Annotated in this window: 8 protein-coding genes, 1 pseudogene and 2 CRISPR repeat arrays (1 of these 11 running past the window's edge); of the genes and pseudogenes, 5 read left to right on the top strand and 4 right to left on the bottom strand. The window is 35.1% G+C overall.

The annotated features are described in order from the left end of the window. Window positions 1-415: 415 nt before the first annotated feature. Together V6M85_RS03095 and V6M85_RS03100 are read left to right on the top strand one after the other, a co-directional pair. Window positions 416-1,120 (top strand): TIGR00266 family protein, encoded by a 705-nt coding sequence (locus V6M85_RS03095; protein ID WP_338602860.1) that lies wholly within the window; start codon window positions 416-418, stop codon window positions 1,118-1,120. A 304-nt stretch (window positions 1,121-1,424) separates the two neighbouring features. Next, on the top strand, window positions 1,425-4,415 hold the full coding sequence (locus V6M85_RS03100; RefSeq protein WP_338602863.1) for a hypothetical protein: 2,991 nt from the start codon (window positions 1,425-1,427) through the stop codon (window positions 4,413-4,415). 204 nt (window positions 4,416-4,619) lie between these two features. Here the strand turns inward: V6M85_RS03100 and V6M85_RS03105 are convergent, their stop codons facing one another. The 3 genes from V6M85_RS03105 to V6M85_RS03115 form a co-directional block, all read right to left on the bottom strand. After that, window positions 4,620-5,099 carry a hypothetical protein gene (locus V6M85_RS03105; RefSeq protein ID WP_338602866.1) on the bottom strand — a complete coding sequence of 160 codons (480 nt, stop codon included), beginning with the start codon at window positions 5,097-5,099 and terminating at the stop codon, window positions 4,620-4,622. Window positions 5,100-5,102: 3 nt separating this feature from the next. Beyond that, window positions 5,103-5,846 carry a hypothetical protein gene (locus V6M85_RS03110; protein WP_338602868.1) on the bottom strand — a complete coding sequence of 248 codons (744 nt, stop codon included), beginning with the start codon at window positions 5,844-5,846 and terminating at the stop codon, window positions 5,103-5,105. Window positions 5,847-6,294: 448 nt separating this feature from the next. Continuing rightward, window positions 6,295-7,131 carry an ABC transporter ATP-binding protein gene (locus tag V6M85_RS03115; RefSeq protein ID WP_338604557.1) on the bottom strand — a complete coding sequence of 279 codons (837 nt, stop codon included), beginning with the start codon at window positions 7,129-7,131 and terminating at the stop codon, window positions 6,295-6,297. Between the two features lie 677 nt (window positions 7,132-7,808). Continuing rightward, window positions 7,809-10,370: direct repeats of the CRISPR family, unit length 24 nt; unit sequence CTTTCAATTCCATAGAGGATTAAC. A 330-nt stretch (window positions 10,371-10,700) separates the two neighbouring features. Here V6M85_RS03115 and csa3 point away from each other — a divergent pair. Both csa3 and V6M85_RS03125 read left to right on the top strand, forming a co-directional pair. Beyond that, window positions 10,701-11,399 carry a CRISPR-associated CARF protein Csa3 gene (gene csa3, locus V6M85_RS03120; RefSeq protein WP_338602870.1) on the top strand — a complete coding sequence of 233 codons (699 nt, stop codon included), beginning with the start codon at window positions 10,701-10,703 and terminating at the stop codon, window positions 11,397-11,399. Window positions 11,400-11,456: 57 nt separating this feature from the next. Continuing rightward, the gene (locus tag V6M85_RS03125; RefSeq protein ID WP_338602872.1) at window positions 11,457-11,927 is read left to right on the top strand and encodes a hypothetical protein; all 471 of its coding nucleotides are present in this window, start codon (window positions 11,457-11,459) and stop codon (window positions 11,925-11,927) included. 7 nt (window positions 11,928-11,934) lie between these two features. On the opposite strand, the pseudogene V6M85_RS03130 reads toward V6M85_RS03125, so the two are convergent. Further along, window positions 11,935-13,075: pseudogene (locus V6M85_RS03130) on the bottom strand (IS110 family transposase). 323 nt (window positions 13,076-13,398) lie between these two features. On the opposite strand from V6M85_RS03130, the gene V6M85_RS03135 reads away from it, so the two are divergent. Beyond that, the gene (locus tag V6M85_RS03135; RefSeq protein ID WP_338602874.1) at window positions 13,399-14,127 is read left to right on the top strand and encodes an RNA-guided endonuclease TnpB family protein; all 729 of its coding nucleotides are present in this window, start codon (window positions 13,399-13,401) and stop codon (window positions 14,125-14,127) included. A 942-nt stretch (window positions 14,128-15,069) separates the two neighbouring features. Next, window positions 15,070-15,427: a CRISPR direct-repeat array (repeat unit 24 nt; unit sequence GTTAATCCTCTATGGAATTGAAAG); it runs 1,220 nt beyond the window's last position.

Below are 15,427 nucleotides of genomic sequence, written 5' to 3' on the forward strand. Positions count from 1 at the left end.
AATAACGTACAAAACAGAATCTTGTGTATAAGAACTGTTTCGCGTTCATTAGTTGTATCAAAGAGGACTGTCAAATATTATTTTACAGCTAAGCGATAAGCTGTCAAATAGAAGTTGACAGACTTTTAAACTCAAAATCTTATCCTTCTATTGCGGAAGTTTGAGGAAATAAGGAGGATAATCGCAGATCAAGATTCGCTCCTTAAGTAGAGAAGGGAGAAGATAATATAAAGGGAGAATTTCCCCGTTATAATAACTGGTAGCAACGCTAGGTTAATGAGCGAGAAAATGGGATTTAGGTCTCATTGTATTTCATACTAATTTTCATGACTGCACTCCAACACTCTCCCTCTCCACTCAAGCTAGTGTATGATCTGTTCAAAAAGTATATATAGGCTAAAGCCAAAGAGGAAATATGCCTGAATATGAAATTTTAGGTCATGACATTCAATATTTAAAGGTAATTTTAAGTGAAGGAGAAACAATATATGCGGATGCAGGACATATGGTTGCTAAGCAGTCATCTGTGGAGATGAAGACTAGACTAAGGGGTGGATTTTTCGGTGGATTGAAGAGAGCGTTAAGTGGCGGATCATTTTTCGTAACAGAATTCTACGGTCCAGGAGAAGTTTATTTGTCGGGAATATTCCCTGGGAATATTATTCAAATACCTCTTCAAGGAAACGGAATATTGGCTGAACCTCACACTTTCTTATCAGCTGAATCTAGCGTAAATTATAGTGAAAAATTAGATAAACTTACCGTGGGATGGTTAGGCGGAGAGGGTTTATTTTTGGCGAAATTTAAGGGAAATGGAAATTTGTTCCTACACTCCTATGGTGACGTGATAATTAAGGATTTGGCTGATGGAGAAACGATGCAAGTTGAGGCATCACATTTAATGGCGTTTGAAGAAGGTATGAAATACAGTGTGCAGACTGTAGGTGGATTGAGGTCAATATTCTTTGCCCATGAGGGATTATTCTTCGTAACTGTCACTGGTCCAGGAAGAATTTGGATGCATACGTTAACTGCTCAGCAATTAGCTCAAGCAATACAACCATTCTTGCCTCAAGGACAACAAGGAGGAGTAAACTTTCAAGGCGGATTTCAAATTTAATCATCATTGCTTAGTGCAATAAGGGTTTGCTGACTTCTCTCAGTGATTTCTCTTAAGATTTTTCACATGATCAGATCATAAGGTTAAGAGAGCTAAGTATTGATGGGGATTTCAATCTCGTTTTTAGCTTTTTAGGTTATTATAAAAAAGAGTTCGATTGTAAGAGACGAAGTATGTAATACCCACTTGCGTATTTGTAACTGATATTAATGTTAACTCTACGGATACTCCACACTACTGAGTAGTTAAAACGTTATCAAGAAACAAAAAATACTTAATAATCTTAATCCTAATAACATTTCCAATGGTAGTCAGAGTTTATGAGGATCTCTTGCTTTCAAGTACTAGCAAAAAAGACTTTATTGTGGTTTCTGGTTTACCAAGAGTCGGTAAGACAACGTTAATAAATAAGATAAAGGGTGATTTCATAACTATTCAATTGCCTAATGAGGTTAATACTTTAGAAGAGTTAGTAAATTATAGAAAGTTAATAAGTTCTTTAAAGAAGGAGAATAAAAGATTAGTAGTTGAAGGGAGAAATTACGTAATCCAATTACTACTGGGTAAAGTTTCGTTATCTGAGACTCCGAATCTCGAAAATCCTGATACGAAATTAAGGGGTAGTGCTCTAACCTACGAGCTTGAAGATTTACCATTACCCGAAGATATTAAAGATGAAGAGTTAATCAAGATTTTAGAATACTCTTTAGTTACCTTACCAGGCTACTCCACTTTCATTCCTAAGCTTTACGATGAGGCTTTTACTCTTTATAAGGAGAATAGACTAGATGAAGCTCTGCAAGCGGTAATAAGAGTTAAGAAATTGTATTCAAACTTTCCCACTAATAAAGACATAAAAGGAAATGATGCTATAATTTATCCTTTGCTTTCTCTTTTTAGTTCGAAGGAGGAGTTAAAGTACGCTTGGAGTTTGCTAAGTGACACGTGGAGAGAGTTGGTATTTTATAGAATAGACTCAGCGTTGCATCTTTTACCTGGCACTGCTAGAAAAGTAATTACGGAGTTTCTTTCTGGGATTAAGAGTGAGACAAAGATTCAAAAGCCCATTGAGATTAAGGTTAATTTCACGATAAGATATTTTAAAAAGATAGAATCGTTGGTAACTGATATAATTAACGGTAAGTCGGGTTTAATTGTTGGTGAACTTGGGTCGGGAAAAACTACTTTAGCGAAACAAGTGGCAGATTACATTTCAACTTATTACTCTTATAATGTGGTTTACTTTAACCAAAACGAAGAAAATCAACAATACCCTCAGAATACGTTAATGATTATAGACTATCATGGCGAAAATTACTTACCGTTAAGAAAAATTCTGAAGGCTAAGGATATACAAGTTCCTAAGTTGTTTGTGTTAACTGATGAACTAGCTCACGTACTAAATCTCAAAAACGTATCGGCTATAGTTAGGAGAACTCCCATATTGGAAATTCCTCCCACTGATGAAAAATTTGATCCTAATGCAATAATTGAAAAGATGGATAAGCAGATAAATGATTACGTTTACAATGTAATTTTCGAAGGGGATCCTAATGTAATCAGATGGTATGCTCCAGTAATTAAAATGGTATTGAAATATGGAAATCACTTACCTGTTAAGTATTCTAAAATGGTATTAGAGGCCAATGGTAGAACAAATGTAGATGAAAATGATCCCATCCTTTTGTGGTTCAGCTATACGGATAAAGTAAATGAGAAGTTAATGAATTACGGAGTTAAGGATGAAATTGATAAGGATTTTGTAGACCCTATTGTAGATTACGAGAATGAAATATTTAAAAAAATAAAAGAAGAGCAAAGAAAGTTATTAAAAGAGTTTTTGAACGTCATAATATATGTTTATACAAGGGATATAGAGAGCTATTGGATGATTGATGAATTGAGAGATTATTTTATGGTTGGTAGAAATGTTACCAGTTTAGGAAAGAAGGTAATAAGAGATCTAATTCCTCGAATGAAGGAACTAATTGCAAAAGAAAGTTGCGTTAAAAATATAGAATCACACTACGAGATCTTAGTTAAAAAGAACTACCGTGATGTAAATGATTATCTTCATTCATCTGTTTCATGGATGACGAAAGAACATAAAATTTATGAAAATATTATAAAAACCTTATTTAAACCTAAGGACATGGAGTGTTTGAGGAACGCTTTTAAGGCAATATGGGTCGATTTAACTGTGAATGATGAGAGTAGATTGTTTTTCGCCCTTAGGCCCTATATGGTTGAAAAAATTAAGGAGTACAAGGATGATGATTTAGTATACCTCTACCTTTCAATGTGTTCATTTACAAATACGAGAAAGTATCTCCGTGAGATTCTCAGTTCTGACAAATGGAGTATATTCAACTACGTTTTCTTTCCTAAAAAGGACGTGACTTTGAGAGACCCGTTAATATTTTTCGCTAATACACTGGGTTGGACGCTCAAGCTTTCGAAGTACCTCTCTGAGGGGAAATACGAAGCCCTAGTAGATTCAATAGCTGATTACGAAAAGCGAGTTGCGATGTTAAAAAGCGTTATGGGCAAAGTTGATAAAGAGAAAGCTAAACTCTTAACAAGAGTCGCTTTAGGCAAAGATGAGGACCCAATGGAGCAAATTAACTTATACCTAGAGCAATTCAAATTTGAGGTAGGTTTAGTCTATTACCACAATTATAATTTCTCCATAAACTTTAAAGAATATATTAACCTAATAGATAAACTCATGACACCATGGTACAACACATTACTTAAATATAAGAATAATTGGGAGGTAGATGAAATCATTGACGTCTTTAGATACTATCAAGTTAAATTAGCGAAATCGCTAGTGTATGGCGGAAAGTATGAATATAAAACCATATTGAATGATATAATAGAATTAGCTAAAACAAGTGATTTACAAGAGCTGGACCTAGCAAAAGATATAGCTGAAGTAGCTTTAGGAATCAAAAAGGAAATTTCCGACAACAACTCATTTTACGCAATCTTAGCAAACCTCATCAGTAATGATGACCTTCAAGGCATAAATAAATTATATGAGGAGTTCAATCGTTTAGAGAATTTAAAGGTTAGAACGACGTCAGATAGGCATAAACTGCTGAAATTACTGGTAGGTTATTTTATTAATAATAATAAGAAAAATATGGAAGATATAATTAAAGAAATGGGAGATGATAACGTACATGCAGGCATAGCAGTGACCTCTTCAGTAATCAACTATAAACCTAAACTTATAGCCTCTCTAATACTCTATATAGACTTACAAGAGCTTTCCTTCTCCTTTTCATAACCCTTATACGGGATTCGGCTATTTGCTTTGTGGGGTATTTGTAAACTAACTATCCTAGAATGCTCTTTTCGTGTGAAGAGAATGTAAAAAAAGTAACGCGAGTTTTGAAAAACCACACAAAGTACTTTTCGTCATTTTCCTTTAGAAGCTCAGTTAGATTAGAAATCTTACGACTAATTGAAGTTCAGTTTCGATCGTCATGATTTATAACGTTCTCGTTTTAATTATCCTTACCACGTAAATTACTCCTCCTATAATAGTTCCCATAACTCCTGCGATGAAAATAACGTGATTGTTAAGTAAAACCTTCATTTTCAATATTTCAAGTGTCATCGTAGCATTATACGTTGTATTTATTTTTTCAAATTTCTTAGTTGTAGTGTTAAATTCAAACTCCTTAATTATGAAGAATTCATAATTTCCAGAAGAGATTGGTAAGTTAACCATTCCATCAGACGAAACGTTAACGATAAAGCTCTTTGTGTTACTTAAAACTAAAATTTCACTGATCACATTTGTCTTATTTTGAGTAATTATAACACATGCTTTTTCGACTAAAGGAGGTAATGATAATTCTTTCTGTTGGAAGTTATAAAGGAATTGCGTTGGGGTATTTATTGATACTGTCGATAACGTAACTAAGGATAAAGATATTGAAAGTAAGAGCAATTCCCACCTCATCATTCTCTACACCTCTAATCTAATAAACATGAGGAAGGATATTATTGCGAGAACGATTGCTGAAACAAAATCGATCATAATTCCCGTAAATAGAAAAGGTATTATATTTTGTCTTTGTGTAAAGGAGTAATAAAGAAGTAATGGGTAAGGGTTCATAAAGGAAGTTACTGCCAATAAGTGAGGATCAGTTGAAACTAAAGCGTAGTTTCCGAATCCTCCAATGATAAATATTGAACCCAATGTGAATAGCGAAGCTAATGTTGATGCTCCATTACTTCTTAGGAGTAAAGTATAGAAAAGTATCACAGAAGTGGAAAAGAAGTAGCCAGCAGTGTAAGTTAATGAGAGTAAGTTTGTGAGAGCGTTAATATACTCAATGTCAGCCAAATAAAAGTAATTTGAAACTAACCAGAAAAGATAAGGTAAAACTACGTCAAGTACATAACTCATTAAGAAAAACATAGACCTCTTTATGGGCATCATGAGGAAAGAGACTATACTACCTGATGTTAAGTGATCACCAAGCACGAAAATTATGTTCCTTAAAGCTAAAGATAGAGCTATTGTTTCTGGTAAACTTATTATGGGAATATAAGCAATAACAATAGCGTAGTCTAAAAATTGACCTTTTTCAAGAAACGCTGGTACAAACACATAACCAGCTAACATAACGGGAAGCATTAACTGTAAAGTTGGGTCCTTATATCTTTCCTTAAATAAGATCTTAAAGATCTGCAGGTGTGGAGGCACATTAAACGTTTGTGTGGAGTCTTATTTTAAATTATTCCCAAAAACGATATAGTGCATGTATCATTTAAAAACTAGACGATAATTCTATGAGTAGTCCTGATAGAGAGAATAGCCTTAATTCTCAGAAAATCCAGAAACTAAAAACGATATAACTAAAATCGAATAAAGCATCTTCTTCGCTCTATCATCACGCTCATTAGGGACGTCAGTTTTAATAAAATATAAATTTTAGTTAGCATTCACCAAATAGCTTACAAATAACCCCCCATAAAGCACCGTAATCTACACAAAGATTTTTCCTTATATAAAAAACGTAAGTTTTTGCGCGGTGAGAATAATATAATATATAATTGAAACCAGAACCCGCTGACCATAACGAGCTACGTGACATATATCTCCCGCTTCTCATATGAATGTTTGAAACTTTCTCACTCGAATTTACGTGAAGTTAAATTGAACTTAGTTTCTTAAATACGTCATCCAGACTGGTTTTTCTCACATTAAGAACTTCGACACCTGCATCATCAAGTAAATCTATTATTTCTCTCATTCTACCACTCACTTTAATATAAGCACCGTCTAATGTGGGGTTAAACTCCTTAAGTACCTCTAAAGCTTTTTCCTTCTCCCTTACTAGAATAAGTATTTCTGACGAATCCAATTTCGACTCAACGTCGTTAATTTCGCCCTGGGCAACAATCTGACCATTGTTAATAAACACGACATGAGTAATAACTCTCTCCAGTTCAGAAAGAATATGAGATGAAATGAAGAAAGTAACTCCCATTTTTCTATTCATCTCCCTTACTATATCGTAAAATTCTAACCTCGCCTTAGGATCTAAATTTGCCGTAGGCTCATCAGCTATTATAAGTTCAGGGTTTTTAATTAAAGCAGCGATTAACTGTATTTTTTGTGCTTGACCAGAAGACAGTTGCGAAATTCTCTTTCTCAAGTGCTCTCTCAGATTGAATTCCTTAATTAAACTCTGTAAATCCCCATGAAATACTGAGTTTAAGTCATTAAGGTATTCCTCTACGGTATCATTTGGAGGATAAGGTAATTTAGTGAATATTACTGAAACCTTTTGCTTAATTCTAGGATTATCCCATGGGTCCTCATCTAAAACCCTTACAACACCAGAGTCTTTACGTAATAATCCTGATAGAATCTTTATAGTAGTTGTTTTTCCAGCACCGTTAGGTCCTATAAATCCCGTAATTGACCCTTTTTTAACCACAAATGTAACATCATTAAGTACCGGTCTGCCTTTAAAAGATTTCATAACGTTGTAAAGCTCAATCACATTATAGTCTTCTTTCTTTAAAATTAAAAGCCTGCATGATATAATGAGGTGCAATGCTATAAGACAAGTTTAACTTTAGCCATGTGTGGTATTGCAGCCATGAAAATCCAAATATAATACGATATTAAATCAATTTCTCTCTAATCTTCTTAATATTTTCTAACCACACTTGGTTAAGCGGAGTCTTAACCTTGGAATAAACCTTACTCCTCATAACTACGAGCAGGACCAAACTCAATTGTACCAATACTCCTTGTAACAGCCTCTGAGCTCCTCCTCTATGGGGTCGGAAGCCCTATATGAGTGGAGCCTCCGCAACTGTCTAACTATCTGCGATCTCATACAAGTATAATAGATATAGGCAAATCTAAAATCCATTAAAAGAGGAGAGTAAACCAAATTCCCGATTTTACTAGGGAAAAACGTAGCGTAGAAGTGAAGTTCTATACTAAGATATTAATGATTAGAAAATGGAAAAGCTAATCCTCTCTAATTACGTTACTATATTAGAAAGCGTTCATGTGAAGCACTTGATCTCTTCCACTCTGCGCAAAAGTCAATCTTCTAAAGCCTTAATTGACGAATAATGAAGAATAGTTCATGAGGCATCCAAAATTAAGATTCTCTTGCTATTGTAGTAGTTAAGCTATTTATTACTTTCAATTCCATAGAGGATTAAGCATCTGGAATGTTTAATTTTCTAAGTTCTTGCTCTACGCCTTCTTTCAATTCCATAGAGGATTAAGATTCTCAGATTATAAATATCTTGAGTGTTCAACTATGATTAGCTTTCAATTCCATAGAGGATTAAGCAATTACTGGCACGGGATCAACTCTGTATATCTATTTAATCTTTCAATTCCATAGAGGATTAAGAAAAAAGTAGGGGAAAAGAAGGGGAAAGTGGGGTAAAAGTGGCTTTCAATTCCATAGAGGATTAAGAAAGTTACTGATGAAGATTCCAAAGCATTCATAATAGCAAAATCTTTCAATTCCATAGAGGATTAAGACCCCAAAAAGGTATATTACACGTGGGACTAAATTATCCATGCTTTCAATTCCATAGAGGATTAAGAACAAATCATGCCGAAGTTGAGATTGTGAAACCAATAAATCTTTCAATTCCATAGAGGATTAAGACTGAATACGTAATCAAGTATGTAGTTGAGAACAAGAGGTTCTTTCAATTCCATAGAGGATTAAGCAACGGGAACTATAGTCGGACCAATTACTTTAATAGTTCACTTTCAATTCCATAGAGGATTAACCGAATATATTCCTGCAAATGCAGATCTTAGTGCAATTGTACTTTCAATTCCATAGAGGATTAACAAACAGGTCGAACTCTTAGAGAGATCAGACGAGGAGAAACGACTTTCAATTCCATAGAGGATTAACATAGGGAGTTATACACAAAAGCTATCGCTGGATGACATAAACTTTCAATTCCATAGAGGATTAACAACAAATTCTAATGGACAGTATGCTGGCTGTAGCTATTACTTTCAATTCCATAGAGGATTAACAAGAGCTTTCTGAAAAGTACGGTCTTGATGAAGATATCATAGACTTTCAATTCCATAGAGGATTAACCAGTAGCGTTAGCGTCTGAGTGTGTAAGCGTCTTAGAGTCTTTCAATTCCATAGAGGATTAACGTAAAAAGGTATCCGATATCTTAAAAGTACTTCAAGATAACTTTCAATTCCATAGAGGATTAACTGCAAATCCAGAAATTTTGAACGCAGTAACAAATATAATAACCTTTCAATTCCATAGAGGATTAACACTTTCTGGCGGAATTGTAAAAGTTTTAGGAACACTTACATTCTTTCAATTCCATAGAGGATTAACATATTACCAGATTACATTCAGCCCGAAACGGCATATATAATCTTTCAATTCCATAGAGGATTAACTCGTATGGTAAAACCCGTATGAGAGATTCATTAACGGGTCTCTTTCAATTCCATAGAGGATTAACCAATCGGAAGTACAACAAATCCTACAACAACTACTTCTCAAGGCTTTCAATTCCATAGAGGATTAACTTGGTAATGAAGACATGGTTTAAACGAGAGAAAGTAGAGGAAGCTTTCAATTCCATAGAGGATTAACTTAACGAAATACTGCGTTATCGTGTTAATCACTATATCTAACTTTCAATTCCATAGAGGATTAACTATCTTGTTGGCGGGTTAGTGAGAGATTATTTTCTCTTACTTTCAATTCCATAGAGGATTAACCAATCGGAAGTACAACAAATCCTACAACAACTACTTCTCAAGGCTTTCAATTCCATAGAGGATTAACTTGGTAATGAAGACATGGTTTAAACGAGAGAAAGTAGAGGAAGCTTTCAATTCCATAGAGGATTAACTTAACGAAATACTGCGTTATCGTGTTAATCACTATATCTAACTTTCAATTCCATAGAGGATTAACTATCTTGTTGGCGGGTTAGTGAGAGATTATTTTCTCTTACTTTCAATTCCATAGAGGATTAACTTGAGCTAGGAAATATCTACTACGAGAATGCAGGAATGGTCTTTCAATTCCATAGAGGATTAACCTCCGTTTTCTCCGTTTTTTGCATTCCAGATGAAACAAACTTTCAATTCCATAGAGGATTAACCCCAAAGTTCGGCAAATGTGATTAAGTTTATTACAAGTTCTTTCAATTCCATAGAGGATTAACCAAATGCAAGTATTAATTCTGTATCAATTACATTAAGTGACTTTCAATTCCATAGAGGATTAACCCAACGCAAGTTGAGAAGACTCTGCAGGAATGTGTCAATGAACTTTCAATTCCATAGAGGATTAACCCATTGACTGAGGCAGTTTACTATTCTGTGCAACAACAAAAAGACTTTCAATTCCATAGAGGATTAACTGAAAAAAATTATATTATCTTTTTCTTGATAAACGCATAAATCCTTTCAATTCCATAGAGGATTAACCAGCGTAGTGCGACGACGCTGGGTACTTTAAAGTACCCTTTCAATTCCATAGAGGATTAACAGAAATTGTAGGGATTGACCAAACTCCATCAACTTATGTTACTTTCAATTCCATAGAGGATTAACAAATTGTCAGAGAATATGTGTTAAAGATGAAAGAATTAGTCCTTTCAATTCCATAGAGGATTAACTGCTAACACAGCTTGTTCTTTTATAGGAGTGCTTACTGTAGGCTTTCAATTCCATAGAGGATTAACTGAGGGTTTTTAAACCCTCATTTACATTTATCTTTTCCTTCTTCCTCTTAATAAGTTTTTCTCTTTTCTTCCTCTTGTATTTTTCTCTCTCCTCTTTTTATTTTATTCTATTCCCGGGTTTTGTTGGGATTTTTACGACTTCTCTATAAAGGTAATTGTTTTAGGTTAACGTCCTACCTTTAAGGAAAGTTAGGTTTAAGGGAATACACTTGCAAAAACGGGACAAAAAATACAGAAATAATACTAGATCCCATAAAAATCATATTAATGAAATTTAGAGGATGATGAAAGTAATGAAAATTTATTTTTTGGTATTACTTTCACTATGATATGAAGTCATATTTTGTGACGTTGGGTTTTAATGAAACTTATCTGTTAAGACTTCTAAATGAGACTTCGGCTCAAAAAGAGGATAAACTGGTGATAGTTGTACCTTCACCTATCGTTAGTGGAACTAGAACTGCAATAGAGAATGTTAAAATTCAGAGTTATAGGCTTCACTATCCTGAACCTGAGGTTCATGAAATCAAACTCTCTGACTTTAATACCACTCTTTCCCAAATTTTGGATTATCTCTTACCTTTACCAGAACCCATAATTTCCGATTTAACAATAGGTATGAGAATGTTTAATTCGCTTATATTGATTAATATACTAATAAGTAAGAAGAAATTCACGGTTTATCTTAGGGATGAGGGAGGTGGAAGTACTGTAATATCATTTAACGATAATGCGATAAACGCGCTATTAAGGGATTACACAAAGGAGGAGATGAGGATGCTGGATGTGATTAAACGGAATAATGGGATTAGTACAACTGAGCTGGCAAAAGTTTTGGGCAAGAGCGAGAAAACTCTGCTAAATAAGATCACGGAATTGAAGAAGATTGGAATAGTAACACAAAAGGGAAAGGACAGAAAGGTGGAAATCACGCCATTGGGAGAAAACGCTATGAAGCTGATTGAAAAGAAGCTGACTTCTTCCGTTAGCAATTTACAAAAATGCGGGCAGAAAGCTTCGCCTTTTTAAGGCGGAGATGAATGCCCGCGAAAAGTTAAAATAAAAGCAAAAACAGAAAAAACACTCATGCTACAAGCTCCAGAGCGAGCTGTCCGCGAGGACAGTTCCATCGAGGAGGAGATCGTGACAGTCAAAATGAAGATCTCCTCCTCGGCTCTGGAGCCCTTAGCCGAAAAGTATATACGTGCCAAGAGGTTCGTTCTACAATGGTTATATGAACACAAAACCACTTCTCTAAAAGAAGTCCACAAAGCATTGTATGAAGTCCTCAGGGAGAAATTTGGTTTGAAATCAAAACTTGCTCAAGATTGCTATCGTGATGCCATTGCCGTATATAAGAGTTGGTCAAAGAATCCCAAAAAAGGGAGATTTCCAATCTTAAGAAACGTTTCCTTATGGTTAACACCAAAAGCTAGTTATACTGTTGATTTCAACACGGTGACAGCTAAGATACTGGGAGAGGAAGTGAAAATAGTGGGATATCCTCACAATCTTTCACAGTACAAGGCGTTACATGCTTCGCCTCTAACAATTTAACTATTTTTCATAACTTGTCTAAGGCTGAAGACAAGGTTGAATCCCCATCAACACTTGGCTCCCTCCCTTTCCTAACCCTGACCACCTTCTTAGAATCACCTTTATAAACACCATCACGTAAAACGTGAAACACAATCCTAGCAAGCTTATTAGCAACAGCAACAAGAGCCTTCTTACCACTCCCACTCCTCTCCTTAATTCTAGTATAAAACTCATTAAGCTTACCATCAACCCTAACAGCAACTCTCGCAGCAAGAAAGAAAACACGCCTCAAATACTTATTACCCGGAATCAACCCATTGTGGCTCAAGAACTCACCACTCTGCTTAGTTCTTGGAGAAAGGCCTGCATAAGAGCAAAAAGCCTTAGAGTTTGAGAATCGAGAAATATCACCAACCTCTCCCAGCTGTGGTAAAACCTATTCCGGGAACTCTGAGTAGTTCTGCAAGAGTAGCCTTGGGGATTAGGGTGGCAATCATGTCATCAATCTCCTTAACTTGCCCTTCAACCACATTCATCTCTTCTACTAGTTGTTTCAAAATTAATATTTCACCCTTGTTTAGTTTTCTCCCTAATAAGTTCTTTAGTTTCTCTTTCTCCTCATTGTTTAGTTCTTGTTCCTTTACTAGTTTGTCTAGTATTTGTCTTCCTTCTTTGTTGAATGGTTCTATCTTGTATCCTGCTGTTTGTAATGTTTTTCTTATCATGTTTTTTAGTTGTGTTATTCTCTCCTCTAGTTGTTTTCTGTGTCTTTCTAGTTCTCTTTCGTTTTCTTTTGGTATGTATGATGTTTTTATTGCTCCTATTGCGTATGCTAGTGCTAGTCTTTTTGAGTCTAGTTTGTCTGTTTTCTTTCCAAGTATTTCTCTTAATTGTAGTGGGTTTACTACTCCTATGTTGTATCCTTTTTGTGTTAGCTTGTCGTATAGGTAGTAGAAGTATACTCCAGTTGCTTCCATTATTCCTTCCTTGTAGTCTCCTAGGAAGTTTATGAGTTGTTGTATTCCTTCGTTGTCGTATTTGAATTCTCTTGTCTCGCTTTCTCTCTCTATTAATTGTTCCCCTTGTTGTTCTAGTCTTATTTTTGTCACTACTATTTTTGATTCTCCAACGTCAATTCCAAAGGTTTTTAATTTTATTTGTTGCACGTGTTATATTGTTTTTCCTCTCGTATTAGGTTTTCTATCATAATACTTCTATAGAATATCAGACTATTTTTCACTTGTTTTCCTAGTTATGACTACTTTTTGCCCCTCGAAAAAAGGTGATATTCTCCTACACGGGGTTTTAACCCCATTTGTTAGATTATTGAGGGGATCGTGAGCCAGCCTTGTACACGGGGTTTTTAGCCCCTACTTCGCTTTTGGCTTATGTTGATTTTTTCTTGAGTGCTTATTTGTTTTTCTGTTATAATACTTGGAGTGTTAACCTTGGTGAATGTCTTGCGTGAAAAACGTAGGAGGACTTCAAAGTGAGAGAAGCAAGACTAGTCAAGAGAGGAGATAATTGGTATCTTAACGTGACAATGAAAAAGAAAGTACAAGTAGAGAAGCAAGTTAAGGGGCTTATAGCTGTTGACATAAACATGGATTTTATCACGTTAGGTAATGATAAACAAGTTATAGAAATTCCAACACGTCTAGATGATTCAGCGCATTATAAGAAACTTGCTGAGAATCTGCAGAAAAGGTACCCCAAGAGGTGGAGAGAGAATAAGAGGATTCTCAATAGGATTAGGAGCTTTCACATAAAGGTAAGAAACGTCATGCAAGACTTTGTCAAAAAGGTTGGCAAGTGGGTAGTTGAGGAAGCAAAGAGGCTAAACGCTAACTACATCGTGTTGGAAGATTTGAACAAGATGATTTCTCACGTGAAAGGGTTGAGGAAAGACTACAGAGATAGGTTATATTTGATGCAATACAGACGCGTGCAGTACTGGATTGAGTGGGAAGCAAAGAAGCATGGGTTAAATGTAATATACGTTAAGCCAGCGTATAGTTCAACCACTTGCCCTAGATGTGGATATGAGCTGAAAGGAAGTGGATATAGGATGCTTAGGTGTGAGAAGTGTGGTTTTGAGGATCATCGTGATTATATAGCTGTGTATAATTTGTATGGGCGGGGTTCTCTGAGCCTCGCGACTGCCTCCCAGATGCGGGATGTAAACCCGAACCAATGGGGGGAACCCTCGCCATTTTAATGGCGGGGAGGAAGTCAGAATAAAAAACTTCTCATCATTACTGATGACTTTCATGATGTTCTCAAATACTTGAGAACTCTTCCACCCTATATATTAACCAATTGGCTTTTACATTGACTCGAAATCGTCTTTAAATTGCTTTGTGAGGTTTTTCGAAATTTACATTACTATTCTCTCTATGGTAAAAGAGCGTCAAAAATAGATACTTTAAAAAAGTAGGTTTTAAAAAGATTCTTAAAAATTTGGCAACATTCCAATATAACTTCTTCATCCGTATCCTCTAGAAAAGATAAGAAACAACCTAAAATTCTCACTGCTAGGAACACATAAATATTGTCAAAACGAATGTTTTGCGGAGTTTTTCAAATCTTACGTTATTTCTTCATATTCTCTTGATAGTAAAAAGGAACGTATTAAACCAGATAGCTTAAAACATCCTCTACGAATTTACAGCGTGAATTAGTTGGATTGTTAGAGGCGAAGCATGTAATGCCTACAAAGTACAAAACGAACACAAATAAGTGAAAATCCTCTCCACTCCTTAGAACTAGTGAGAATCTTTCACATTCCCATAATTTAGGATTTTTAGCGTCATCATAACGTAACCTCTTCTTCAAGATTATATTGTCATCGTTCGTAGGTAAATAGTTTTTAAACCAACTTAAAAAAGTATATTAATAGGAAATAGTGATGTATATATTATATTTCTGTATTTTTTGTCCCGTTTTTGCAAGTGTATTCCCTTAAACCTAACTTTCCTTAAAGGTAGGACGTTAACCTAAAACAATTACCTTTATAGAGAAGTCGTAAAAATCCCAACAAAACCCGGGAATAGAATAAAATAAAAAGAGGAGAGAGAAAAATACAAGAGGAAGAAAAGAGAAAAACTTATTAAGGGGAATAACGAATAGACAATTGTCAATGAGGGTTTAAAAACCCTCAGTTAATCCTCTATGGAATTGAAAGGGAGACATTCGAAGAAGTAGCAGCTGAAATGTTGGCTGAATTGTTGTTAATCCTCTATGGAATTGAAAGTGTACTGTGTCAATTCCGAAACGGCATGATCAATATATTCCCGTTAATCCTCTATGGAATTGAAAGTCTTATCAAGTTCATGTCTGTCTGTCACTACGCCTAAACTGGTTAATCCTCTATGGAATTGAAAGGCAAGAGGGGGAGTTCCAAATAATAAAGAATTTTTTATAGTTAATCCTCTATGGAATTGAAAGGTAATAAATGAAGGGCCAACTGACGACAACAACAATTACTATGTTAATCCTCTATGGAATTGAAAGGTAAT

The organism is Sulfolobus tengchongensis (assembly GCF_036967215.1).
Lineage (GTDB): Archaea > Thermoproteota > Thermoprotei_A > Sulfolobales > Sulfolobaceae > Saccharolobus > Saccharolobus tengchongensis_A.